This is a genomic window from Streptomyces sp. CB02058, from assembly GCF_001905505.1.
Classification (GTDB): Bacteria; Actinomycetota; Actinomycetes; order Streptomycetales; family Streptomycetaceae; genus Streptomyces.
Window position 1 is genome coordinate 808,260 of sequence record NZ_LIPG01000003.1, and the last position, 24,453, is coordinate 832,712.

Genomic DNA, 24,453 nt, shown 5'->3' on the forward strand with positions numbered 1-24,453 from the left:
ATGTCCGCCGGCCCGCAGCTGATACGTGAGGGCGTGCTCCGCCTGATCATCTCGTCCCACGAAGGCGACATCACCATCTCGGACATTCAGGCGCACGGAGGTGTGCTCGAAGCCGTCAACTACACCTCTCTCTCCTACATCCGGTTGCTCGACGCCATCGAGAACGAGTTCGGTGTCTATCTGGACGCCGACGAAGGGGCCGAGGCGCTCGGCACGGTGGACGGCATCCTCGCCGCCGTTCTGGCCGAGCTCGGCTCCGATGCCGCCTGACGCGCCGCCGGCCGCCCTCCAGCACGACGGCCCGCCCCTCACCGTCGGCATCATCGGTGCGGGACGGCTCGGAGGTGCGCTGCTGCAGGCCTGCACGGACGCGCGCATCCCCGTGAGCCTGCGGGCACGGGCGAGCACCGGCTGGACAGCCGAATCCGTGCCCGACGTCCTCATCGATGCCGGCGCCCCCGGTGGCTTCCCCGAAGTCGCCGCGTACTGCCTGAAGCACAGCGTGCCGCTGCTCGAATGCGTGTCCCACCTGCGGCCGCGGCACGCGGGCCGGCTCGACGAGGTCGCTGCCGCGGTGCCCGTGCTCGAGGCCGTCAACCTCTCCTTCGGCAGCTATCTGCAACGCAGACTGGCCGGCCTGGTCGCCACCGCCCACCACCTCACGACCCCCCATGTGGACGTCCTGGACCGTCACCCGGCACGCAAGGCGGCGCGGGTCAGCGCGACGGCCGAACGACTCGCCACGGCCTGGACGGACGGCGGCGGGCATCCGGAGGCGAAGCTGGGACTTCGCCGCGGAGGCCCGGAGGTCAGTGAACACTCCATCACCTGGACCTGGGGCGCCGACGAAGCCCTCACCGTCCACCACCAGGTGACCTCCCTGTGCGCCGTCGCCCGCACCGCCCTGGCCTTCGCCCAGCGTCTGCCGAGGCATCCGCCCGGCCTGATCGCCCTGGACGACTTCTTCCACGCCCTGTCGACGAGCCCCTTGGGCGACCACCCATGAGAGAGGCCTTTTGATGACACGCAGGCTGGCCAACCAGCTCGCCCTGGGCGGGCGGATGCTCTCCCTGGACGGACACGACGACTTCAACCAAGGGCAGATATCGGCCAGGACACCCGGCGCGGACACCTTCCTGATCAAGAACGCACTGTGCGGATTCGACGAGGTCACGCCGGAGGAGACCGTCACCGCGACGCTGGACCACACGCAACCGGCCCCCCGCATGGCGCCACCCGAACTCCCGCTCCACCAGGCGATCTACCGGGCCAGGCCGGACGTCAACGGCATCGTGCACAGCCACGCCCCGTACACCCTGCTGTTCGGTGCCTGCGACGTCGCACTGCGCCCCCTCTCCCACGAGGGTTCCTACTTCGCCGACGCGACCAGCGTCTTCACCACCACCAGCAACACGGTCCTCGACATCGCCACCGGCGACCGGATCGCGAAGGAGCTCGGGGACACCGGCCGCGCCGTCTTCCTGCGCAACCACGGAGGGGTGATCGTCGGCAAGAGCGTGCGCCATGCCGCGATATTCGCCCAGGTGCTGGAACGCGCCTGCCGCCTCCAGCTCGCCGCGCTCTCCACAGGACTGGCGTACCACTACTCCAGTTCCGAAGACGTCCGGCTCAAACAGGACTTCATCTACGCCGACCTGTCCGTACGCTCCTATTGGGACTACGCGGTGCGTCGAGCCGTACGGCGATGGCCCGAAGCCGAGCAGTGGCTGCCGGCCTGATCCCCGCCGGCTTCACCGCCCGGCCGGTCCTGCTGCCACTCGCGCACGGCGACGTCAGGACGGTGACGCTGCTCGGGCGCGTGGACGAGACGAACCTCCGGATCGCCGCCGGGGGAACCGACGACCTGCGGGCGCCGCACACGCTCTCCGCCGCGCGGCGCACGGAGTTTCTCGCAGGCCGCGCTCTGCTGCGGCTGGCCGTCGCCGAACTGACCGGCGCACCGGCCGAAGAGGTGCGGATCGGCACGCGGGACGGCAAGCGGCCGTTCTGCCCGAGCGCCCGCGAGGTGGACGTGAGCATCTCGCACAGCGCGGGCCGGATCGCGGTGACGGCCGCCCACGGCTGCGAGGTGGGGATCGACATCCAGATCCCCGTGCCGGTGAGTGCCAGCCTGCTGCACCGCTACGGTGTGGGCGGATCCGAACCCATCACCCGGGCCGCCTCCGGGTTGCGACGGGACAGCCGCGGTTCCGTCGGGACCGTCGCCGGCCTCGGCGAGGGCAACGAGGAAGCGCGAGCCGGCGAGCCCCATTACGCGTTCGCCGATGCCTGGACGGTTCGCGAGGCGTGTGCCAAGTCGCTCGGCCTGCGTGTCGGTGCGGACCTCTGGCGCATCCGTGTCCCGCCGGGTGTTCGGCGAGGCAACTGGCGCGGGACGCACTGGTACCGGATGCCCCCCTTCCAGGGCTGCCCCGTGGCGCTCGCGCTGCGTCCTCGCTCCCGTAACGCCGGACCGCGCTCTCGGTAGCGCCACGGCCGCACCCTTGGGGCCCCGCCCGACACCCGTGTTCACCCGTGCCGAAGAACCGACAGAGCACGAACCCGCCACACGTGAGGACGCCGCCATGCCCACCACCGCTCCCACCCGTCACTCCCGGCCCACCGGGCCCGCCTGGACGGAGGAGGCACAGGACCTGCTGAACCTCGTCCGGCAGTTGGCCGCCGCCGAACTCGCCCCCCGCGTCGAGCGGTTCGAGTCCGAAGCGACCTTCCCCCGCGACCTGCTGAAGACGCTCGGCCGGGCCGGGCTGCTCGGACTGCCCTACCCGCAACAGTACGGCGGAGGCGGCCAGCCCTACGAGGTGTACCTCACCGTGCTGGAGACCCTGGCCCAGCACTGGCTGGGGGTCGCCCAGTCGGTCAACATCCACGTGCTCTCGTGCTACGGCCTGGCCGCCTTCGGCACCGAGGAACAGCGGGCCGCCTGGCTCCCGGACATGCTGGGGGGCGAACTCCTCGGCGCGAACTGCATCTCGGAGGCGGAAGCCGGCTCCGACATCTCGGCCCTGCGGACGACGGCCACCCCGCACGAGCACGGCTACGTCGTGAACGGAGTCAAGTCCTGGGTCAGCCACGCGGGCGCCGCCGACTACTACAACGTGTTCTGCCGTACCGGAAGCGACGGGGTGCGCGGCCTGTCCCTGCTGCTGGCGCCCGCGGACACACCAGGAATCCGCCCGCAGGCCCCTGAGCGCAAGATGGGCGTCCGCTCCTCGCCGACCGCCCAGATCGTCTTCGACGGGGCGGAGATCGGCCAGGACCGACGGATCGGCAGACCCGGCAAGGGATTCCTGATCGCGATGGGCCTGTTCGACCGAGGGCGCCTCGGTATCGCCGCCTGCGCTGTGGGGCTGGCCCAGGCCGCGCTCGACTATGCCGTCTCCTATGCGAAGACCCGGCAGCAGTTCGGGAAGCCGATCATCTCCTTCCAGGGAATCGGCTTCATGCTCGCCGACATGGCAACCCAGGTCACCGCCGCTCGCGCGCTGCTGCTCGACGCCGCCCGCCGGCTCGATGCCGGGGAGCATTCCTCGGCCGCCGCCGCGAAGGCCAAGCTCTTCGCCACCGACACGGCGATGCGTGTGACCACCGACGCGGTCCAGGTCCTGGGCGGCTACGGATATGTGACCGACCACCCGACGGAACGCTGGATGCGTGAGGCCAAACTGCTCCAGCTCATCGAGGGCACGAACCAGATCCAGCGTCTGGTGATCTCGACCTCACTGTGACCGGCGCCCTGCGGGTGGCACATGCGAACCCGCCGCCCCACCGCGGAGCGGCGTGCCGTCCATCGCGGTGCACTCATGACCGGCCCCGCAGGCGCTTCGGAATCCGCACTCCGGCCGAGGGTGCCGTGTCCGGCCCCGGCCGGGTGGATCCACCCCCTGCTGAAGCACGGCAACGCCCGCCCCACCGCGTAGGACGCCGTCCCGCTGTTCCCGGTCGGCTCCCGCAACAGCCCTTCGCCCGCGCGCAGTTGAAGCGCGACCTGATCGCGCGACTGAAGCGGCTCCGGCGTACGGCGTGGGCGCGAGCACCGCCATGCCGAAGATCCCTCACGTACCCGACCCGGCCGTTGAGGCAGTCGCCCAGCAGCCGTGACCGCTCCCGGACACCCATAGGAGACCCTCATGCCGCTTCCCCCGCTGGCGCGACCTGCCACCGGCCTGCCCACCGGAGAAACGAAGCGCCAGGCACACCAGTTGATACTCGCCGGACACGGATCCGAGGGGCAGCGCCGGCTCGCCGGTGGCCGGGTCCTGGTCGTCGGCGCCGACGAGATGGGCGCCCCGCTCATCGCTCATCTCGCCGACTCCGGCGTGGGCATGATCGGTGTCGCCGACGGCTCGCCCATGGAACCGTGGGACCGCTACCTCGGATTCCCGGACGCGCGGCCCGCGGACCGGGCCGCTGCCTGGGCCCGTGCGCTCGGGCGTACCCATCCGGGCGTGCGTACCGTCGCGGAGAGCTGGTTCGAGCTGCCGCGCGCACGCGAACTGGTCCGGGACTACGACCTCGTGGTGTGCGCGGGGGAGGACCCGGCCCGATGTCAACTCGTCGACGACGTCTGCGCCGAGGCAGGCATTCCCTTCGTCTGGGGGGCCATGGGAGCCACCGGAGGACGCGTTTCGGTCTTCTGGGACCGGCACGGCCCGGGCATCAGGGACCTGTTCCCGAAGCCTCCCGCTCCCTACTTCCGGGGCGTGTCCGGCGCGCTGAAGGTGGTCGGCGCCTGGCTGGGGGTCGCCCTGGCCACCGAGGTGGTCAAGCTGCTCACAGGTCAGGGCGAGCCGCTGGTCGGCCGGGTGATGGAGTACGACGCCATGGCCGGCACCTGCGCGACCGTACCGCTGTGCCCGCACGAGTGTGCCGCGCGCCCGGCGGAACCCACCGCTGCCGAGCCCTTCTTCGGACTGCTCTCGCCGGCGGCGACCGAGGCCGCGCGGGAGTCCACCATCTCCGCGGAGCAGCTGAAGGAACTGCTCGATGCGGACGCGCCGGTCAACCTGGTCGACGTGCGCGAGCCGGACGAGTACGCCTTCGCCCACCTGCCGGGTTCGGTGCTCGTGCCGCAGGGCGAGTTCCTGCACGGCGACGCCTCCGCACGGCTGCCCACGGACCGCAGGACCGTGCTGCTGTGCCGGGCCGGTATCCGCTCCGCCGAGGTCCTCGCCGTGGTCAAGCGCGATGGTCACCCCGACGCGGTCCACCTGGGCGGGGGCATTCTGTCCTGGGCGGAGCGTATCGACCCGGAGATGCCCACCTACTGAGGTCTCACCGGCGGAGATCACTTCCAGGCGGCGTGCCGCCGGCGTCGGCAGTCGCCGCCGACAGCGCCGACCGGATTGTGAACCGCACGCACTCGACGCCGCGACTCCGGGGTCCGGCCCGCGCAAGGCCGAGGGGAGCGGACTTGCGCGGGCGGGGCTGCGGGGCAGGCTCACTCAGACATTTGGTTCAGATGGACAGAAGTTTCCAAGTGGGAACAGCAATTTTTCAACAGTCCGAAGAAAGAAATGACGACCGGGGAACGGTTGTGAGGGTCTTCCGGTGGCCTGCTCGCGCTCTGGGCTGACGGCTCCCCGGGTTGCCGGCGCTCGCGGGTGCGAGGCGCGACGGGCGCCCATCGGTCGTCCGTGTCACCGGCGTTGTCGCCTGCGGATTTCCAGGTCGCCGGGCACCGGGGCGGCGGTCGCGCACCTTCGGGGGTCCGGGGGAGTCGGCGACGGTCCCGTGGGGTGCAACCGGTAGGGGCTCATCAGTCCATCGCGCTCGTGACGCAGTCGTAATCATGCAATCTTGGGTCGAAATCTTGCGTCGCTCTGTTCTGCGTCCTAGTGTGACGCTCCGATCAGGGCAGTGCCCTGGGTATCACCTCGGAGGAGCCGCAATGAAGCCCCGCAACCTCGCGATCTTTCTGATCTCTTCAGGTCTTGTCCTGTCAGCCACGGCTTGCGGTGGTGATTCGGACGCCGGAGCCAAGGGGGATGTCACGATCACCGTGGCGTGTCAGCCGGCGAAGACGGCACCCAAGCAGCGCACGGCGTGGGACGCCGACGTCAAGGTCTTCGAGAAGGCGCACCCGGGCGTCAAGGTCAAGAGCACGGACCAGCAGCCGTGCTTCGACCCGAAGACCTTCGCCGCGAAGCTGGCCGGCGGTCAGATGGAGACGGTCTTCATGGCCCCCGTCACCAACTACGCCGATGTCATGGCCAAGGGACAGGCGAAGGACATCACCGCGTCCACGGATCTGGTGAAGAACTTCGGGAACATCCGCCAGGACGTCCGGGACATGCTCACCAAGGACGGCAAGACCTACGGCGTGCCCAACGTCAGCTACAGCGTCGGACTGGTCTACAACCGCAAGCTCTTCGAGCAGGCGGGCCTCGACCCCAACTCCCCGCCGAAGACCTGGGACGAGGTCCGTGAAGCGGCGAAGAAGATCGCGGATCTGGGTGACGGGTACGTCGGATACGGAGAGTACGGCGGCGGCAACGTCGGTGGCTGGCACTTCGCGCAGTCCATCTTCAGCCGCGGCGGCGAGATGGTCGTGGACGGCAAGGCGGCCTTCAACAGCGCCGAGGGCAAGCAGGTCCTGCAGACGCTGCACGACATGCGCTGGGAGGACGACAGCGTCGGCAAGAAGGTGCTGATCGGCTGGGAGGCGCTGATGCAGCAGATGGCGGCCGGCAAGACGGGCATGATGCTCGGCGCCCCGGACGTCGTCACCGACCTGGTGCAGAAGTTCCAGGGCAGCAAGGAGCAGTACGGCATCGCCCCCATCCCCGAGGGCAAGGCGTCGCTCACCGGAGGCGAGGCCTACATGATCAACCCGAAGGCGAGCGCCGCCGAGACCGAGGCCGGCCTGCAGTGGATCGACTTCCAGTTCAACACGCCGGGCAAGGGCCGTCACGACTACGCGCGCGGCAAGGCCAACGGTGAGGCCGTGGGCGTCCCGAACAACGACTACATGGGTGACTCGCCGACGGGCCAGGAGATCGCCGAACTCCGCGAGAAGAACGCGGTCCTGCCGGTCGAGTACTACCAGCCCTACGTCGACGGGTCGGCGAACGTCGATCTCAAGCTGGAGCCGGCGAAGGCACAGGAGCTCTACGCGGTGCTGGACGTGGCCATGTCCGCGGTCCTGACCCGTGAGGACGCCGACATCGACAAACTGCTCGCCGATGCCGAGGGCAAGGCGAACACGATTCTGGCGAAGAGCTGACCGTCGTGGGCCGGGTGCCGCATCCGTCGCTGACGGAGTGCGGCACCCCGACCCGCGGCGCTGGAACGGGAGATCATCATGGACACACCCACCGTGCAGGCGACACGGCCCCCGAGGCCGCGGCGCCGGCCACCCGCACGCCCCTCACGTCAGAGAAGGACTCTTCGCACCAACATCACCGCCTACGGATTTCTGTGCGCGGCCCTGTTCTGCTTCGCGCTGTTCGCCTGGTGGCCGATCGTCCGGCAGATCCTGCTCAGCTTCCAGGAGACCAACCTGGTCGACGAGCCCCGGTGGGTGGGCCTGGACAACTTCCGTGCGGTGGCGGAGGACCCGGCGTTCGGCCAGGCATGGAAGAACACCTTCGCCTTCACCTTCCTCGCCCTGCTGTGCGGCTACGTGATCCCGTTCGCGGTGGCGATCGTGCTCAACGAACTGCGGCACGCACGCGGATACCTGCGCTTCGTCGTGTACCTGCCGGTGATGCTGCCGCCGATCGTCTCCGTGCTGCTCTTCCGCTGGTTCTACGATCCCGGACCCGGCCTGTTCAACCAGGTGCTCGACTTCATGGGCCTGCCGGGCCTGTCCTGGCTGGACTCCACGGACACCGCGCTGATCTCCCTGGTCATCGTCTCCACCTGGATGAACATGGGCTCCGGGGTCCTGATCTATCTCGCCGCACTGCAGAACATCCCCGGTGACCTCTACGAAGCGGCCGAACTCGACGGAGCCGGTGTCTTCAAGCGGATCTGGAACGTCACCGTCCCGCAGACCCGGCTGATCCTGCTGCTCATGCTGATGCTCCAGATCGTCGCCACCATGCAGGTGTTCATCGAGCCCTACATGCTCACCGGCGGCGGACCGGAGAACGCGACGGTCACCGTCGCCTTCCTGATGTACCAGTACGCCTTCGTCTACGGCGGGAACTACGGCGGCGGCAGCGCGCTCGGCGTCATGCTCATGATCGTTCTCCTTGCGGTCGCCGCAGTCCAGCTCCGGCTGACCCGCGACGAGAAGAGGTAGTCCCGTGGCCCACACAGTCGACATCACAGCCCACCAGGAAACCGACGTGGAGACTCCCGGGGGAACGCCGCCGGCCGAGCGCACCCGGAGCAAGCGGCGCCGAGGCCACTGGGCCGAAGGCCACTCCCGCACCATCGTCTCGCCCCTCGAGCTCAAGTCCCGCTGGGGGTCGCGGATCTACTGGACGGTGCTGGCCGCCGTCCTGTCCGTGTTCACGCTCGTGTTCGTCTTCCCGCTGTACTGGATGGTCACGGGCGCGATGAAATCGGGCGAGGAGATCGCCCAGATGCCGCCGACCCTGTGGCCGAAGGACCCGGACTTCTCGGTGTTCGCGGACGCCTGGGAGCTCTTCGACGTCGGGTTGCTCCTGAAGAACACGCTCTTCTACTCGGTCGGTGCCTGGCTGTTCGCCCTCGCGGTGGATGTGACGGCCGCGTACGCGCTGTCCAAGCTGCGCCCGATGTTCGGCAACGTGATTCTCGGGGCGATGTTCGCGACCCTGATGATCCCGCCGATCGTCGTCATGATCCCGGCGTACATCACCGTCACGGACGTGCCGGTCTTCGGCTGGAATCTGCTCAACACGCCCTGGGCGATCTGGTTCCCGGTCGCGGCCAACGGGTTCAACATCTTCCTGCTCAAACGGTTCTTCGACTCGATTCCGGACGAGATCCTCGAAGCGGCGGAGATCGACGGGGTGCCGCCGTGGCGCGTGCTCGTCTCGATCATCCTGCCGATCTCGCGGCCCATCCTCGGTGTGGTGTCCATCTTCACCATCGTGATGGTGTTCAAGGACTTCGTCTGGCCGTTGCTCGTGCTGCCGGACAGCGAGAAGATGACGATCAGCGTAGGCCTGTCCCAGACCGCGGGGCAGGTGACGCAGAACCAGATCATGGCGGGTCTGGTCATGGCGAGCATTCCGATGATCATCGTGTTCGTCTTCTTCCAGCGGAGCATCATGGCGGGCCTCACCGCCGGCAGCCTGAAGGGCTGACCCGCGCTCCGCGCCCCTCACCTCCCCTTCGCCTCACCACCCATATGCACTCCGCCGCCGGCCGGCACTCTCCATGCCCCGTTCCGGCCGGCGGCGGAGTCCCACCTGCCCGAAAGGACCTCCCGTGGCAGCCGTGCACCCCTCCCGCACCCACGATTGGTGGCGTGACGCCGTCATCTACCAGGTCTATCCCCGCAGCTTCGCGGACGGCGACGGGGACGGCACGGGCGACCTCGCGGGTGTCCGCGCGAACCTGCCGTATCTCGCCCAACTGGGCGTGGACGCCGTGTGGTTCACCCCGTGGTACCTCTCGCCGCTCGTCGACGGCGGCTACGACGTGGCCGACTACCGCACCATCGACCCGGCCTTCGGCACCCTCGACGACGCCGAGAAGCTGATCTCGGACGCCGCCGAGCACGGCATCAAGGTCATCGTCGACATCGTCCCCAACCATGTCTCCGACCAGCACGCGTGGTTCCGGGCCGCCCTCGCTGCCGGGCCCGGCAGCGCCGAGCGGGAGCGCTTCCACTTCCGCCCCGGCCGCGGTGAGAACGGCGAACTCCCGCCGAACAACTGGCCCTCGCAGTTCGCCGGTGACACCTGGACCCGGGTGCCCGACGGAGAGTGGTACCTGCACCTGTTCACCCCCGAACAGCCCGACCTCAACTGGGACCACCCCGACGTCCGCCGCGAACACGAGGACGTGCTCCGCTTCTGGTTCGGGCGCGGCGTCGCCGGTGTCCGTATCGACTCCGCCGCCCTGCTCACCAAGCACCCGGACCTGCCCGACTTCACCGAGGGCGTCGACCCGCACCCCTACCTCGACCAGGACGAGATCCACGACATCTACCGCTCCTGGCGTGCCATCGCCGACGAGTACGAGGGCATCTTCGTCGGCGAGGTCTGGCTCCCCGACTCCGAACGCTTCGCCCGCTACCTGCGGCCCGACGAGCTGCACACCGCCTTCAACTTCAACTTCCTCGCCTGCCCCTGGGACCCCGAGCGTCTGCGCCGCAGCATCGACGACACCCTCGCCGAGCACGCCCCGGTGAAGGCACCCGCGACCTGGGTGCTCTGCAACCACGACGTGACCCGCACGGTCACGCGCTACGGCCGGGAGGACACCGGGTTCGACTTCGGCACGAAGGCCTTCGGTACGCCCACCGACCTGGCCCTGGGAACCCGCCGCGCCCGGGCCGCCGCACTGCTCACGCTCGCGCTGCCCGGCTCGGTCTACCTCTATCAGGGCGAGGAACTGGGCCTGCCCGAGGTGGACATACCCCTCGACCGGCTCCAGGACCCGATGCACTTCCGCTCCGCCGGCACCGACCCGGGCCGCGACGGCTGCCGCGTCCCGCTGCCGTGGGCGGCCGGCGAACCGCACAGCGGTTTCGGCGGTGCCGCGGAGCCCTGGCTGCCGCAGCCCGCGTACTGGCCGCAGTACGCGGTGGACGGCCAACTCGGCGATCCGGACTCGATGCTGGCCCTGTACCGCACGGCGCTGAAGCTCCGCCGCGACACCCCCGGGTTCGGTGACGGTCCGATGACCTGGCTTCCCTCCGAACACGGCATCCTCGCCTTCGCCCGCACCGACGGCCTGGTCTGTGTGGTGAACCTTCAGGAACACCCTGCCGAGCTGCCCGCCCACACCGAGCTGCTGCTCGCGAGCGAACCGCTCGACGCGGATGGGCGGCTTCCGGGGGACACGGCGGTCTGGCTGCGCGTCTGACCGGCGGATCCGGGTGGTGACCTGCCCTGCCCGGATCCGTCGCTCCGCGCGAGACCTGATCTCCGCGGACGGACCCGGCCCGCTTTCGGCGTGCGAAAGCGGGCCGGGCTGCTCGACGTGCCACCCGGGCCGTGCGCATGATGATGCTCTCGGTGGCGCGGGGCAGTTCCTCAGTTCTTTCTCAGGTTGCAGACAGAAATGGCAGGGCTCGCGCAACAGTTTGCGATTTTTGCGTTAGTCTTGCGTGTATGACGCGACGACTGGCCCAGGTGGCGAAGAAGGTAGGGGTCAGCGAGGCCACGGTCAGCCGTGTCCTCAATGGCAAGCCCGGTGTCTCCGAGGGAACACGACAGTCCGTGCTCACGGCACTCGACGTCCTCGGGTACGAACGCCCCACGCAGTTGCGCGGGGAGCGCGCCCGGCTCGTGGGCCTTGTGCTGCCGGAGCTGCAGAACCCGATCTTCCCGGCGTTCGCCGAGGTCATCGGGGGTGCGCTCGCGCAGTACGGACTGACACCCGTGCTGTGCACGCAGACCAGGGGAGGCGTGTCGGAGGCCGATTACGTGGACCTGCTGCTCCAGCAGCAGGTGTCCGGGGTGGTCTTCGCGGGCGGCCTGTTCGCCCAGGCCGACGCTCCGCACGAGCACTACCATCTGCTGGCCGAGCGGAACATACCGGTCGTCCTCGTCAACGCGCCGATCGCGGGCCTCGACTTTCCCTGCGTCGCGTGCGACGACGCGGTCGCCATCGAGCAGGCGTGGCGCCACCTCGTCTCGCTCGGTCACGAACGAATCGGCCTGGTCATCGGCCCCGCCGACCACATTCCCTCGCGTCGCAAGCTGGAAGCCGCGCACATGGCGGCCGAGGCGCTGGGCAGGGAGCTGCCCGACGAGTTCGTGCAGCGGTCGATCTTCTCGCTGGAGGGCGGCCAGGCGGCGACCGCGCAGCTCCTGGAGCGGGGCGTCACCGGCATCATCTGCGGCAGCGACCCGCTCGCACTCGGGGCGATCCGGGCGGCCCGCCGGCGCCGGCTCTCCGTTCCCGAGGACGTGTCGGTCGTGGGCTTCGACGACTCCGCCTTCATGACCTGCACGGAGCCGCCCCTGTCGACGGTGCGCCAGCCCATCGAGGCGATGGGCCGCGCCGCGGTCGATCTGCTGTGCGCCCAGATACAGGGCACGCATCCGCGTCTCGGGGAACTGCTCTTCGAGCCGGAGCTCGTCGTTCGCGGATCGACCGCGCCGCCCCCTGCCCACTGACAACCCGGCGCCCTACGTGCCCAACTGATTGTTCATCACGTCATCGGCGCCGGTATCGCCCTCCCGTGGAGCGGCGTCGATGCCGGTGCCGTTGACGTTTCGGCGACATTATCCCGTCATGATCCGTACGGAATCATTGGCGAAATCGGCACTGAATGGAAACCTCTCCGCCAAGCAGCGTAAACAAGTCGCCAAATTGCTCAAGTAGTCGTCTCATGCTCGCCGGCGCCGGCCCGTCGGCACCGACGAGGAGGCGGCGGAGCGGGAGAGGTGCCGCCGCCCCGCCCCTGCGCCTGGTTCAGCCGGCGGCCCGGTGCGAGGTGCGGGGCGCGGAGGGCAGCGGCGCCTGCGCGGTGCGTGTCACGTCGCCGACCAGCTCGACCACATCGGGCCCGTATGCCTGGGAGTTGACCACCTTCAGGAGGAGCACGAAGGAGCTGTTGCGGTGCTTGCGCTGCAACTTCTCGTAGTTGCGCATGAGATAGCGGGAGGCCGCCTGGTTGGTGATGGCCCGCTGGCCGCACAGCAGGAAGACGGGGCGTGCTTCCTGACCACCCGTCAGGCGGGCCAGGAGCACATGCTCGCTGGTGCCCGGCTCCAGCCGGTAGCGCTCCGAGCCGATCTGGAAGGCCGCGCGGTCGGGGCCCGGCTCCGGTCCGGTGTTGATCTTCACGCCCGGCAGCAGGGACTGCAGGTGCGCGGCCATCCGCCGGTTCGACCCGGGGCCGCCCACACAGAACTCCGTACGCTCGCCGAAGCCTTGCTGCGTGGTGTCGTGGGACACGATCTGCGCGTGCGCCGAACAGTCCTTGATCAGGGCGGAGAGCTCCAGCAGGGCGAAGACGTCGTGGCGGTGGACCGCACCGTCGCCCCCGGCCTCGCGATTGACGACGAGCAGGCACTCGGAGTTCCCCGGCAGGCCGAAGAAGGCCTGCTTGCGCCGGAGTTTGCGCCGCCACAGATACGTGCGGGCGAGCCAGCCGAGGGCGGCACTGATTCCGGCGGCTATGAGGCCGAGCACGATGTTGCGTACGTCGTCATTCATGAGCGGGCATATTAGCGGTCCGTTCGGACACACGGCCGAGGCGGTCCTGACGATCCGTGTGATGCGGCGTTACCCTGCGCGGACGATCCTTCACTGGAGGTACGGATGCGTGGTTCCGTCGGCCGGAATGTGTCGTTCCTGAGCGTGATCGCCGTCATCGGCTCGCTCGGCGCAGCGGCCCCAGCCTCACCCTCGCCACCGGCGCAGACCCCCAAGTCCCCGGTGGCGGTGGGATACGGGGGAGCGGTGTCCAGCGTCGACGCGGACGCGTCGGCGGCCGGCATCGAGGTGCTCCGGCAGGGAGGCAACGCCGTGGACGCGGCCGTGGCCACCGCCGCCGCACTCGGTGTGACCGAGCCCTACTCGGCCGGCATCGGCGGTGGCGGCTACTTCGTGCACTACGACGCCAGGACCCGCACCGTCCGGACCATCGACGGCCGCGAGACCGCCCCGCGCAGCGCCGACTCCTCGCTCTTCCTGGAGAACGGCAAGCCGATCCCCTTCAACGACGCGGTGACCAGTGGCCTGGGGGTCGGGACGCCCGGCACACCCGCCACCTGGCAGAAGGCGCTCGACGCGTGGGGCAGCAAGCCGCTCGGCCGGCTGCTGGCCCCCGCCGAGCGGCTGGCCCGTGACGGATTCGTCGTGGACGAGACCTTCCGCTCCCAGACCGCGGCCAACCAGGCGCGCTTCGCGGACTTCCCCGCCAGCGCCGAACTCTTTCTTCCCGACGGGGAGTTGCCGGTCACGGGCTCGGTCTTCAAGAACCCCGACCTGGCCCGCACGTACCGGACGCTCGGCCGCGAGGGCATCGACGAGCTGTACCGGGGCGAACTCGCCCGGGACATCGTGGAGACGGTGCGCACGCCTCCCGTGGACCCGGCGGCCACCCGTGTGGTGCGTCCCGGGGATCTGACGGCCAAGGATCTCAAGGCGTACCGCGCGCTGGGCCAGGCCCCGACGAAGGTCGGCTACCGGGGCCTCGACGTCTACGGCATCGCACCGTCCTCGTCCGGCGGGACGAGCGTGGGCGAGGCCCTCAACATCCTGGAGTCCACGGACCTTTCGAAGGCGGGCGAGGCGGGGTATCTGCACCGGCTCATCGAGGCGAGCCGGATCGCGTTCGCCGACCGGGGCCGCTGGGTCGGAGACCCCGCCTTCGAGAACGTACCGACGAAGGAACTGCTCAGCCAGCGCTTCGCCGACTCCCGCGAGTGCCTCATCAAGGACGACGCCGTCCTCACGAGCCCGCTCGCGCCGGGTGACCCGCGTGATCCCGCCCGCTGCGCCACCGGGGGAGAGGCCGCCCCGACGACGTTCGAGGGCGAGAACACGACTCATCTGACGACCGCCGACAAGTGGGGCAACGTCGTCGCCTACACCCTGACGATCGAGTCGACCGGCGGCAGCGGCATCACCGTGCCCGGCCGGGGCTTCCTGCTCAACAACGAGCTCACGGACTTCTCCTTCGCGCCGGCGAACCCGGCGGCCCACGACCCGAACCTGCCCGGACCGGCGAAGCGCCCGCGCTCGTCGATCTCGCCGACCATCGTGCTGGACCACGGAAAGCCCGTCCTGGCCCTCGGCTCGCCGGGAGGTGCCACGATCATCACCACCGTGCTGCAGACCCTGACGGGCCACCTCGACCGGGGGCTTCCGCTGGTCGAGGCGATCGCCGCGCCACGCGCCAGCCAGCGCAACGCGGCCACCACCGAGATCGAGCCGGGGCTCTGGGACAGCCCGGTGCGCGCGGAGCTGGAGGCGCTCGGACATGTCTTCAAGGCGAACCCGGAGATCGGGGCGGCCACGGGCATCCAGCGCCTCCCCGACGGCCGCTGGCTGGCGGCCGCCGAAAAGGTGCGGCGCGGCGGGGGCTCGGCCATGGTGGTGAATCCGAGCGGCCGTCGCTGACGGCTCGCCGCGTGCGGGAGCCCCGGGGCCGGTACGGCGCGACGCGTCCTGCCGGCCCCGGGGCCGTGCGGCGGCCGGGGCCGGACCGGGCCCCGTCGGCCAGGGAGGGCCCGCGCGGGCCCTCCGTGTCGAGTGAAAGGGCAACTCCCACGGTGCGTACGCGAATGCTCGCCCTCTCCGCGGCCTCCGGCGCAGCGGTGCTCGCCGCCGCGGCTCTTCCCGCCACGGCGGACACCCCGCAAGGCGGAGTCCCCGGGGAAGGGACCGTCACCGCCGCCGAGCTGCTGGCCGAGGTGAAGACCTGCGACCGGATCTCCAAGGGGCTGTACCGGACGGACCAGGGCCGCCCGGCGAAGATCCCGGTCTGCGGCACGAAGGGGGCCGTGTTCTGGGAGGCGGACATGGACATCGACTGCGACGGGAGGACCACCACGGTCTGCAACAAGAAGACGGACCCCTCGTTCCTGCCCTCCACGGCCTTCCAGACGTCGGCCGGCAAGCCGCTGGACTCCAGCACGTTGCCGTACGTCGTCGTGCCGGGTCCCGGCCCGCTCTGGAACTACGCCACGTCCGGGATCAAGGGCGGAGGCGTGGCCGCCGTGATCCACGGGGACAAGGTCCAGTACGCCGTCGTCGGGGACACCGGCCCCACCGGGATCATCGGGGAGGCCTCGTACGCCACGGCGAAGGCCCTCGGGATCGACCCCGACCCGAAGAGCGGCGGCACGGCGTCCGGCGTCACGTACATCCTGTTCCGCGACTCCGCCGTATCGCCCATCGAGGACCACGCGGCGGCGGTGACGGAGGGCGAGGCCCTCGCCCGGAAGTTCGTCGCGGCGGACTGAGCGGGCGGACCGGGAGCGGAGGGCCGCTCAGAGCGCCGTCAGGATGCGGGGCCCGTCGTCGGTGATGGCCACCGTGTGCTCCGCGTGCGCCGCGCGGCTGCCGTCGGTCGTACGCAGGGTCCAGCCGTCCTGGTCGTGGCGGTAGGTGTCCTGGCCGCCGCCGGTCAGCATCGGCTCGATGGCCAGCACCATTCCGTGCCGCAGCGGCATGCCCCGGCCGCGCTTCCCCTCGTTCGGCACGGACGGGTCCTCGTGCATCGACCTGCCCACGCCGTGGCCGCCGTAGTCCTCCATGATCCCGAAGCCCGCGCCCCGGCACACCGTGCCGATCGCGTGGGAGATGTCGCCGATCCGGTTGCCCACGACCGCCGCCGCGATGCCCGCGTCCAGCGCGGCGAACGCCGTGTCGACGAGCCGGGTGTCCTCGGGCGCGGCCGGGCCGACGACGAAGCTGATCGCCGAGTCGCCCACCCAGCCGTTCAGCTTCGCGCCCGCGTCGATGCTCACCAGGTCCCCGTCGCGGAGCCGGTAGTCGGTCGGGATCCCGTGCACGATCGCGTCGTTGACCGAGGCGCAGATGACCGCGGGGAACGGGGTCGGGGCGAAGTGCGGCTTGTAGCCGAGGAAGGGCGACGTCGCGCCCGCCTCGCGCAGGACCTCGCGCGCCGCCTCGTCGAGCTCGCGCAGGGTCACGCCGACCGCCGCCGCCTTCCGCGCCGAGGTGAGCACCTGCGCGACGACCCGGCCGGCCTCGCGCATCGCCTCGATGGATGAGTCTGTCTTGAGATGAACCATGCCAATTACTATACCGGTCCGACCGGTATTAGAATGACGGCATGGTTCGTAACCCCCTGACCCCCGAAGAGCGCCGCCGCGGCGAGCGGCTCGGCGAAGTGCTGCGCGAGGCGCGCGGCGGACGCAGCATGGTCGCGGTCGCCGCGAGCGCGGGCATCTCGGCCGAGACGCTCCGGAAGATCGAGACGGGCCGGGCGCCCACGCCCGCGTTCTTCACGGTCGCGGCGCTCGCCGGAGCTCTCGGCCTGTCGATGGACGAACTGCTCGCGCGCTGCGTCCCGCTGCCCGTGGCGGAGGCGGGGGCCCTGCCGCTCATCGCGTAGGGCGGAGTAGGGTCGCGCCCGTGACTCTCCAGGACTTCGCGCGCAGTGAGTACGTCAGCCTGACCACGTACCGGAAGGACGGCACGCCCGTCGCCACGCCCGTCTGGGCGGCGGCGGACGACGGTGTGCTGTACGTCTGGACGCGGTCCGACTCCTGGAAGGTCAAGCGGCTGCGCAACGACAGCCGGGTCCTCGTGACCGTCTGCGACGTCCGCGGCAGGATCGCCGAGGGCGCGCCGAGCGCCGAGGGCACGGCCCGGCTGCTCGACACGGCGGGGACCGCGGCGGTGCGCAAGGTGCTCGCCCGCAAGTACACGTGGAAGTTCTGGCTCGTGGACTGGCCCGCCATGGTCGTACGGCTCGGGAAGCGGCCCCACACCGGAATCGCCGTCACTCTCTGACCGGCGCGCGCCCCGTTCGGCGCACTCCGGACGCACCGAGCCGGAAAAGTGTGCGTAGCCCCCCTGTAACACGCCTGCGGTCGAATGCCTGCGGACCGGAAGATTCCAGTCGGGCGGCCGGTGAGGGCGACGGTGACAGTGCAACAGCATGCGGTGGAAGTAAGGGCGTTCGCACAGTACCTACGAGACCTGGCTGCCCTGCTCGACCCCGGGCAGGGCTGGTACGGAGTCTTCCGCGCCCGCGATCCCGAGGGCATGCGCGCCTGCTTCGACGGCACCGAGGTGCCGCCCTGGGACGTGGTGGAGTCGCTGCTCCAGGACCTCGCCGCCGCGCGCGGCGGCGCGTACGCCGCGCGGGAGTCCGTGCGCGCCGCCGAGCTGTGCGCCGCGTCGGCCGCCGCGCACGACAGGCGCCCGGGCGGTCGGCAGGCCCTCGCCGACCGGCTCGGCGTGATGCTCCAGGAGCAGGCTTACGCCGCCCGCCGGATGCGGGCCGCCGGTGCCGACGGGGCCGGTGCCCCGGACGAGGAGACCGACGCCCTGGCCTGGGCGCGCGACGACCACGCCCGCGCCACCGCGCGGTGTGCGGAGCTCCGCAACCGGCTGGCGGCGGTCGGGCGTACGGTGCCGGACGGCTGGTTCCGTGCCGAGGAGGAGCCCGGTGCGCCCGCCGTGGTCCCGGGACCGCGCCGCGCTCCGGAGGACGCCGCCCCTGCCCCCGCCCCCAAGCGCAGGAAGATGCGCGGGGCGCGTTTCGCCGGCCTGGAGATCGAGGACGACGCGGAGCCGAACCTCCTCCCGTCCGCCGTGCCCGTCCTCCCGGCCCCCTCGCCGGCCACCGCCACCCCGCGCGGCGCGCGTTTCAGCGGCGCGCCCGCCGAGGAGGGGGCCGCACGGGCCCCGCGTACGGAGGAACCCGACCCCGCCGCGCTCCGGGCCGCCGATGACGCCGTGGCCCTGCTCGTGCGCCTGCGCGCCGAGGGCCGCAGCGGTGAGGCGCACGTCGTGCTCTGCGAGGCGGCCGGCTGGCCCGCCGGGCATCTTCCGGTGCTCGCCGTGGCCCTCCACGGGGCGGGCCTGGACGCCGACTGGACCACCCTGCTGTGGGAGGTGTCCTCCCTGCCGCCCGCCGGACTCGCCGCCGCGGCCGGCGCGCTGGCGGCGGCGGGCCGTGACGGCGACTGCGGCCTGCTGCTGAGGCAGGGTGCGGCCCGGCCCGCCGGTGAGATCGCCGACGCCGTGGCCGCGCTCGACCGGGCGGGCCTGGAACCCGAGGTGCGGGCGCTGCTGGGCGCCTTCGTCCGCGCACGGACCCCGCAGGACGCCGCACGCGTCGCCGAGGGCGGACCGCGCACCCTCGTCCCGCGGCTGCTCGCCGCCGCGCGCGAGGTCTCGGCGGCGCGGGAGTGGGACCTCGTCCACGCCCTGCGAGTGGCGGGCATCGTGGCGCCGTAGACCGGCCTGCCCGGCGCGGTGGACCGACCCGACGCGGTGGACCGGCGGACTTTACGCGCGCGGCCGAGGCCGAACGCGCCCGGAGGCCACAGCGCGGTCTGCCGCCCTGCGCGGGTCGTGGGGGCTACGCGTGGCCAGATGCAAAGGGGTTGGGGAGATAAATCACAACAAACCCCCTATCGTCGATCGAGGCATCCCACAAAAGTGGTACATGTCACCCCAGTGATGTGGAGGCACCATGCTTACCAAGGAGTTCGCACTCACCGCGACACCGGCACAGACCACCACGCTGAGCGCCCTGATGGCGGAGCCCGAGGCGCCCGTCAGCGACGCCCCGCTCTACACCCCCGAGGCCGCGGGTTTCCTGCTCGCTCTCCTCCTCCTGTCTCCCAAGGAGCCGAAGGAGCCCCGGGGCAAGTGAGTTCCCACTCCGCATTCGCCGAGGCGGCCGACGCCCTGGCACTCGGTGTCCTCGGTGCCCTCAGCGGCACCGGGGGCGCCGTGCAGCTGGCGCGGTACGTCGACGACGCCCCCGACACCCTCGCCGCCCTGGCGGCCGTGCGGGTGCTGGGTGCCGACGTCTTCAGCCCCCATCTCCTCAAGGGCGACCTCCTCCCGGCGCAGGACGCCGCCGTCGTTGCCAAGGCTTTCGACGCGTTCCCCGCGTCCAACGCCCCCGAGGAGCCCGCGGTCGCCCACCGCGACCACGCCACCGCGGCCCTGCTGGCCCGGCTCAGCGGGGACGACACCCTGCGCACGGTCGCGCCGGCACCGCCGGAGGACGCCGCCCTCGCCCTCGCCCTCGCTGACGGCTGGAGCGGCTGGTGCGTCCGGATGGCTCAGCTTGCCCCGCTCGCGACCCTCGGTCTCGACGGGCCGGTCCACGCGGCAGCCCGTGACGGGGTGCTGTCCCTGAGCCGCGGGGTCAGCCGCTCGATCCTGCGCCGTGACTTCCCCACCGCCCTGCGCCTCGTGCGGTGGCTCGCCTGGCTGCGGCACGAGGGCGCCGAACTGCCACTGGACCCGGACGTCGCGGCCGAACACGCCTGGCTGGTGGGCGGGGCGGGCCCGCGTACCGCCCTGGACCTGGCGATCGCCCGGCACTTCCTCGAACAGCGGCCCGGCACGCCCCCCAAGGAGACGGCACGCCCATGACGACGATCCCCGAGCCGGTCACCCGGGCGGCCCGCAGCATGGCGGACCGTGCGCTGTCGTGGCTGCACGCGAACCGGAACCTTGGCGGCCTGCCACCGGGCACGACCGAGACCATGGCCGACCCCGACAGTGTCTACAAGCCCCTGGGGGAGACCACCCTCGCGGCCTCCCTGATCCTGCGCGACGGGGTCGCGGGCCCCGGCCGTCTGGCCGCCGCCCAGAGCCTGATGGATTACACCTGGGAACAGTTCAGGCGCGGCGACATGATCTACGAACGGCAGCTCCGCCACACCCTGATGACGGACCCCCTGGAGATGTACGCCCCCTTCGTCCGCTGCGGATACCGGCACGAAGGGCTCGACCACCTCCTCGCCCACCGTTCCCGGATGCGGTCGGCCAACAGCGTGGAGGTCCTGCCCAACAGACGCCTCGCCGTCGCCAACGCCGCCCGGATCGTGGGCCTGCGGCCCACGGACGACATGGGCGCACTCGCCGCGGCCACCTGGCTCGGCGCCCGTCCCGAGCCCTGGGCCATCAACTGGATCACGGCCTACGCGGTCACCCACACCGTCTTCCACCTCACCGACTGGGGCGGTAACCCGGGTGGGCTGCCGCCCGAACTCGCGGACTACGTACGTACCTGGCTCCCCGTCTGGATCGACGTCTGGCGCGAGGTGGGCCAGTGGGACCTGATCACGGAGCTGCTCGTCGTCGGGGCCTGCATCGAGGACCCGTACTTCCGGCCGGAGGACTGGGAGGCGGTTGCCGCGCTCCAGCACGAGGACGGACTCGTGCCCCGCGACAGCGACCCCGTGGACGACGACCCGCAGCAGCGGTTCACCGACCACCAGCACACGGTCGTCGTCGCAGCCGTCGCCGGATCCGTCGCACTCGCCAGGGCTGCGCAGCGGTGAAGCGGTGTCCCTGACCACGGCCCTCAAGCCCCTGCTGGAGACCGCCCGCGGCCCGGCCTCGGCGGTCGCGGCGGTGCGGGGCACGGAGCGCGCGGTGCTCTGCCGTGGGCCGGTCGGGGAGGGGGACCGGTTCGAGACGGGCTCGTTGACGAAGACCTTCACCGCCCTCCTGCTCGCGGAACTCGCCGCCCGGGGCGAGGTCCGCTACGGCGACCGGGCCGACCGCTACCTCCCGTTCCGGCTGCCAGGGCCGCCCCTCACCCTCCTTCATCTGGCCACCCACACCTCCGGCCTGCCGCGCCTGCCCCCGGGGCTCCTCAGCAGGGCGGTCCGAAGCGGATGGCTCACCAACCCCTACGCCGGTTTCTCCGAGGACGACCTGCTCGCCTCGCTGCGCCGCGCCCCGCTGCGGCACAGACCAGGAAGCAGGGTGCACTACTCCAACTTCGGCGGAGGGCTGCTCGGCCATGTACTCGCCAGGGCGGCGGGTGGCACCGGAGGGGACTACGCGGCCCTGCTGGCCGAGCGCGTCACCGGGCCGCTCGGCCTGCGCGACACGGACTGCGACCCCAACCGGCCCCAGCTGATGGGACATTGGCACGGCCGCTCCCGCCCCGCCCTGTTGATGCCCGGCCTGGCCGCGGCGGGGGCGGTGCGCTCCAGTGCCCGTGACCTGCTGGGCGTCCTGACGTTGCTGTTGCACCCGGACACGGCGCCGGACCCCGTGCTGCGCACCGCGCTGACCGAGGTGCAGCGGCCACGGCTGAGTGTGCCGAGGACGGGTTCACGGCTCTGTCTCGTCTGGAACCTCCGTCCGCGTCCGGACGGCGCACTGGTTCACCACTCCGGCGGGACCCGCGGATTCACCGCGTTCGCCGGCTTCCTCCCCGCGTCGGGCACGGGACTGGTGGCCCTCACGAACACGGCTCCCACGCCGCTCGCGCCGTTCGTCCAGTCCGCCTACGGAACTCTGTGCGGACTGGGTTCCACGCCCTCCGGGGGGATGTGGACCGCTCGGGTATGAAACATGATCGACTCCGCCGGTTCACGGCGATGGTCTTGCCCCGTTGTGTGACGGGGCTTACGTTCTCCTCCTATGCACCGTGTCTACGGGCGTAGAGAACGCGTAGAAGGCTCTCTGACGCCGCGTCGAAGGAGCAGCTCATGTCCCACGTCGTACGCGCCGCACTCGTCCAGGCGACCTGGACCGGCGACACCGAATCCATGATCGCCAAGCATGAGGAACACGCTCGCGAGGCAGCCCGGCAGGGCGCGAAGATCATCGGGTTCCAGGAGGTGTTCAACGCCCCCTACTTCTGCCAGGTGCAGGAACCCGAGCACTACCGATGGGCCGAACCCGTGCCGGACGGGCCGACGGTCCGGCGCATGCGGGACCTGGCCCGCGAGACCGGCATGGTCATCGTGGTTCCCGTCTTCGAGCTCGAACAGTCCGGCTTCTACTACAACACCGCCGCCGTGATCGACGCCGACGGCTCGTACCTCGGCAAGTACCGCAAGCATCACATCCCGCAGGTCAAGGGCTTCTGGGAGAAGTACTACTTCAAGCCGGGCAACGCGGGCTGGCCCGTCTTCGACACCGCGGTCGGCAAGGTCGGCGTCTACATCTGCTACGACCGGCACTTCCCGGAGGGGTGGCGCCAACTGGGACTCAACGGGGCCCAGTTGGTGTACAACCCGTCGGCCACCTCGCGGGGGCTCTCCAGTTATCTGTGGCAGCTGGAACAGCCCGCGTCCGCCGTCGCCAACGAGTACTTCGTCGCCGCGATCAACCGCGTCGGCCAGGAGGAGTACGGCGACAACGACTTCTACGGCACGAGTTACTTCGTCGACCCGCGCGGCCAGTTCGTGGGTGAGGTCGCGAGCGACAAGGAGGAGGAACTCCTCGTACGCGACCTCGACTTCGGCCTGATCGAGGAAGTCCGGAAGCAGTGGGCGTTCTACCGGGACCGGCGGCCGGACGCCTACGAAGGGCTGGTGGAGCCGTGACCGGACTGCACGAACGGCACCTCGCCGTCAGCCCCGAGTGGCTGGCGCTCTACTACCGCCGGCCCCTGGAGCTGACCCACGGCGAGGGCCGCCACGTCTGGGACGTGGACGGCAACCGCTACCTCGACTTCTTCGGCGGCATCCTCACCACGATGACCGCGCACGCCCTGCCCGAGGTCACCAAGGCCGTGGCCGAGCAGGCGGGCCGGCTCATCCACTCCTCGACCCTCTACCTCAACCGCCCGATGGTGGAACTCGCCGAACGGGTCGCCGCCCTCTCCGGCATCCCGGACGCCCGGGTCTTCTTCACCACGTCGGGCACCGAGGCCAACGACGCCGCCCTGCTGCTCGCCACCGCCCACCGGGGGTCCAACCAGATCCTGGCGATGCGCAACAGCTACCACGGCCGGTCGTTCTCGGCGGTGTCGATCACGGGCAACAGGAGCTGGTCGACCACGAGCCTGTCGCCGCTCCAGACGCTGTACGTCCATGGCGGGGTCCGCAGCCGGGGTCCGTACGCCGAGCTGAGCGACGAGCGGTTCATCAAGGCGTGCGTGGCCGATCTGGAGGACCTGCTCGGCCACACCCGGGACGCCGCGGCGCTGATCGCCGAACCCGTGCAGGGGGTCGGTGGGTTCACCATGCCGCCCGACGGGCTGTACGCGGCGTTCCGCGAGGTCCTCGACCGGCACGGCATCCTGTGGATCTCGGACGAGGTGCAGACCGGCTGGGGCCGCACGGGCGACCACTTCTGGGGCTGGCAGGCACACGCCGCGAGCGGGCCGCCGGACATCCTCACCTTCGCCAAGGGAATCGGCAACGGCATGTCCATCGGCGGGGTCGTCGCCCGCGCCGAGGTCATGAACTGCCTGGACGCCAACTCCATCTCGACGTTCGGCGGATCGCCGGTCACCATGGCCGCCGGGCTCGCCAACCTCTCGTATCTGCTGGAGCACGACCTCCAGGGCAACGCCCGGCGCGTCGGGGGGCTGCTCATCGAGCGGCTCCGTGCGGTCGGCGCGGCCTCGGACGCCGTGCGGGAGGTGCGCGGCCGGGGGCTGATGATCGGCATCGAGCTGGTGAGGCCCGGCACCGACGAGGCCGACCCGGACGCCGCGGCGGCCGTACTCGAAGCGGCCCGCGAGGGCGGACTGCTCATCGGAAAGGGCGGCGGCCACAACACCAGCGTCCTGCGGATCGCGCCGCCGCTCTCGCTCACCGTCGAGGAGGCCGAGGAGGGGGCGGCGATCCTGGCCGAGGCGCTGCGAGCGGCCGGATAGGAGCGGGGCGGCAGCCGCCCGTCGTCGAGCGCCCGGCCCGGAAGCACTGCTTCCGGGCCGGGCGCCTGCCG

Annotated in this window: 24 protein-coding genes; 22 read left to right on the forward strand and 2 right to left on the reverse strand. The window is 70.9% G+C overall.

Features of this window, described 5'->3' with window-relative positions; genetic code table 11:
- From AMK10_RS17105 to AMK10_RS17155, 11 genes are all read left to right on the forward strand, one after another.
- Window positions 1-270 carry a hypothetical protein gene (locus AMK10_RS17105; protein ID WP_079180738.1) on the forward strand — a complete coding sequence of 90 codons (270 nt, stop codon included), beginning with the start codon at window positions 1-3 and terminating at the stop codon, window positions 268-270.
- The gene (locus tag AMK10_RS17110) at window positions 260-1,006 is read left to right on the forward strand and encodes a dihydrodipicolinate reductase C-terminal domain-containing protein (protein ID WP_073748653.1); all 747 of its coding nucleotides are present in this window, start codon (window positions 260-262) and stop codon (window positions 1,004-1,006) included. Before AMK10_RS17105 ends, AMK10_RS17110 begins: the two co-directional genes overlap by 11 nt.
- 13 nt (window positions 1,007-1,019) lie before the next feature.
- Complete coding sequence (locus AMK10_RS17115; protein ID WP_073748654.1) at window positions 1,020-1,739, forward strand: class II aldolase/adducin family protein; 720 nt, start codon at window positions 1,020-1,022, stop codon at window positions 1,737-1,739.
- The gene (locus tag AMK10_RS17120; protein WP_073748655.1) at window positions 1,724-2,488 is read left to right on the forward strand and encodes a 4'-phosphopantetheinyl transferase family protein; all 765 of its coding nucleotides are present in this window, start codon (window positions 1,724-1,726) and stop codon (window positions 2,486-2,488) included. Before AMK10_RS17115 ends, AMK10_RS17120 begins: the two co-directional genes overlap by 16 nt.
- A gap of 97 nt (window positions 2,489-2,585) precedes the next feature.
- Window positions 2,586-3,749, forward strand: coding sequence for an acyl-CoA dehydrogenase family protein (locus AMK10_RS17125; RefSeq protein ID WP_073748656.1), 1,164 nt, complete (start codon window positions 2,586-2,588; stop codon window positions 3,747-3,749).
- A 402-nt stretch (window positions 3,750-4,151) separates the two neighbouring features.
- Window positions 4,152-5,291, forward strand: coding sequence for a ThiF family adenylyltransferase (locus AMK10_RS17130; protein ID WP_073748657.1), 1,140 nt, complete (start codon window positions 4,152-4,154; stop codon window positions 5,289-5,291).
- 620 nt (window positions 5,292-5,911) lie between these two features.
- Window positions 5,912-7,246 (forward strand): ABC transporter substrate-binding protein, encoded by a 1,335-nt coding sequence (locus AMK10_RS17135; RefSeq protein WP_073748658.1) that lies wholly within the window; start codon window positions 5,912-5,914, stop codon window positions 7,244-7,246.
- 78 nt (window positions 7,247-7,324) lie between these two features.
- Entirely contained in the window at window positions 7,325-8,269 is a 945-nt protein-coding gene (locus AMK10_RS17140; RefSeq protein ID WP_073748659.1) for a carbohydrate ABC transporter permease, read from the forward strand.
- Between the two features lie 133 nt (window positions 8,270-8,402).
- Complete coding sequence (locus AMK10_RS17145) at window positions 8,403-9,263, forward strand: carbohydrate ABC transporter permease (protein ID WP_241839605.1); 861 nt, start codon at window positions 8,403-8,405, stop codon at window positions 9,261-9,263.
- Window positions 9,264-9,387: 124 nt separating this feature from the next.
- Complete coding sequence (locus tag AMK10_RS17150; RefSeq protein WP_073748660.1) at window positions 9,388-10,992, forward strand: glycoside hydrolase family 13 protein; 1,605 nt, start codon at window positions 9,388-9,390, stop codon at window positions 10,990-10,992.
- A gap of 248 nt (window positions 10,993-11,240) precedes the next feature.
- Window positions 11,241-12,251 (forward strand): LacI family DNA-binding transcriptional regulator, encoded by a 1,011-nt coding sequence (locus AMK10_RS17155; RefSeq protein ID WP_073748661.1) that lies wholly within the window; start codon window positions 11,241-11,243, stop codon window positions 12,249-12,251.
- Between the two features lie 298 nt (window positions 12,252-12,549).
- On the opposite strand, the gene AMK10_RS17160 is transcribed toward AMK10_RS17155, so the two are convergent.
- Window positions 12,550-13,296, reverse strand: coding sequence for a hypothetical protein (locus tag AMK10_RS17160; protein ID WP_073748662.1), 747 nt, complete (start codon window positions 13,294-13,296; stop codon window positions 12,550-12,552).
- A gap of 105 nt (window positions 13,297-13,401) precedes the next feature.
- Here AMK10_RS17160 and ggt point away from each other — a divergent pair, with 105 nt between their 5' ends.
- Window positions 13,402-15,207, forward strand: a complete 1,806-nt coding sequence (gene ggt, locus AMK10_RS17165; RefSeq protein WP_073748663.1) for a gamma-glutamyltransferase — start codon at window positions 13,402-13,404, stop codon at window positions 15,205-15,207.
- 152 nt (window positions 15,208-15,359) lie between these two features.
- Window positions 15,360-16,052, forward strand: coding sequence for a glycoside hydrolase family 75 protein (locus tag AMK10_RS17170; protein WP_198959714.1), 693 nt, complete (start codon window positions 15,360-15,362; stop codon window positions 16,050-16,052).
- Between the two features lie 27 nt (window positions 16,053-16,079).
- Here the strand turns inward: AMK10_RS17170 and map are convergent, their stop codons facing one another.
- Window positions 16,080-16,847, reverse strand: a complete 768-nt coding sequence (map, locus tag AMK10_RS17175; protein WP_073748665.1) for a type I methionyl aminopeptidase — start codon at window positions 16,845-16,847, stop codon at window positions 16,080-16,082.
- 41 nt (window positions 16,848-16,888) lie between these two features.
- Here map and AMK10_RS17180 point away from each other — a divergent pair, with 41 nt between their 5' ends.
- The 9 genes from AMK10_RS17180 to AMK10_RS17220 all read left to right on the forward strand — a co-directional run bounded on the left by AMK10_RS17180 (window position 16,889) and on the right by AMK10_RS17220 (window position 24,382).
- Window positions 16,889-17,170, forward strand: coding sequence for a helix-turn-helix domain-containing protein (locus tag AMK10_RS17180; protein ID WP_073748666.1), 282 nt, complete (start codon window positions 16,889-16,891; stop codon window positions 17,168-17,170).
- 20 nt (window positions 17,171-17,190) lie between these two features.
- Window positions 17,191-17,571 (forward strand): PPOX class F420-dependent oxidoreductase, encoded by a 381-nt coding sequence (locus AMK10_RS17185; protein ID WP_073748667.1) that lies wholly within the window; start codon window positions 17,191-17,193, stop codon window positions 17,569-17,571.
- 132 nt (window positions 17,572-17,703) lie between these two features.
- The gene (locus AMK10_RS17190; RefSeq protein WP_198959715.1) at window positions 17,704-19,026 is read left to right on the forward strand and encodes a hypothetical protein; all 1,323 of its coding nucleotides are present in this window, start codon (window positions 17,704-17,706) and stop codon (window positions 19,024-19,026) included.
- 238 nt (window positions 19,027-19,264) lie between these two features.
- Window positions 19,265-19,447 carry a hypothetical protein gene (locus tag AMK10_RS17195; protein ID WP_073748668.1) on the forward strand — a complete coding sequence of 61 codons (183 nt, stop codon included), beginning with the start codon at window positions 19,265-19,267 and terminating at the stop codon, window positions 19,445-19,447.
- The gene (locus AMK10_RS17200) at window positions 19,444-20,181 is read left to right on the forward strand and encodes a hypothetical protein (RefSeq protein WP_073748669.1); all 738 of its coding nucleotides are present in this window, start codon (window positions 19,444-19,446) and stop codon (window positions 20,179-20,181) included. The genes AMK10_RS17195 and AMK10_RS17200 overlap by 4 nt, the downstream gene beginning before the upstream one ends.
- Complete coding sequence (locus AMK10_RS17205; protein WP_073748670.1) at window positions 20,178-21,095, forward strand: DUF6895 family protein; 918 nt, start codon at window positions 20,178-20,180, stop codon at window positions 21,093-21,095. The genes AMK10_RS17200 and AMK10_RS17205 overlap by 4 nt, the downstream gene beginning before the upstream one ends.
- Window positions 21,096-21,099: 4 nt before the next feature.
- Entirely contained in the window at window positions 21,100-22,119 is a 1,020-nt protein-coding gene (locus AMK10_RS17210; RefSeq protein WP_079180739.1) for a serine hydrolase domain-containing protein, read from the forward strand.
- 140 nt (window positions 22,120-22,259) lie between these two features.
- Window positions 22,260-23,102: a nitrilase-related carbon-nitrogen hydrolase gene (locus tag AMK10_RS17215; RefSeq protein ID WP_073748671.1), complete on the forward strand. Its 843-nt coding sequence runs from the start codon at window positions 22,260-22,262 to the stop codon at window positions 23,100-23,102.
- The gene (locus tag AMK10_RS17220; RefSeq protein ID WP_073748672.1) at window positions 23,099-24,382 is read left to right on the forward strand and encodes an aspartate aminotransferase family protein; all 1,284 of its coding nucleotides are present in this window, start codon (window positions 23,099-23,101) and stop codon (window positions 24,380-24,382) included. The genes AMK10_RS17215 and AMK10_RS17220 overlap by 4 nt, the downstream gene beginning before the upstream one ends.
- The last annotated feature ends 71 nt before the right edge of the window (window positions 24,383-24,453 follow it).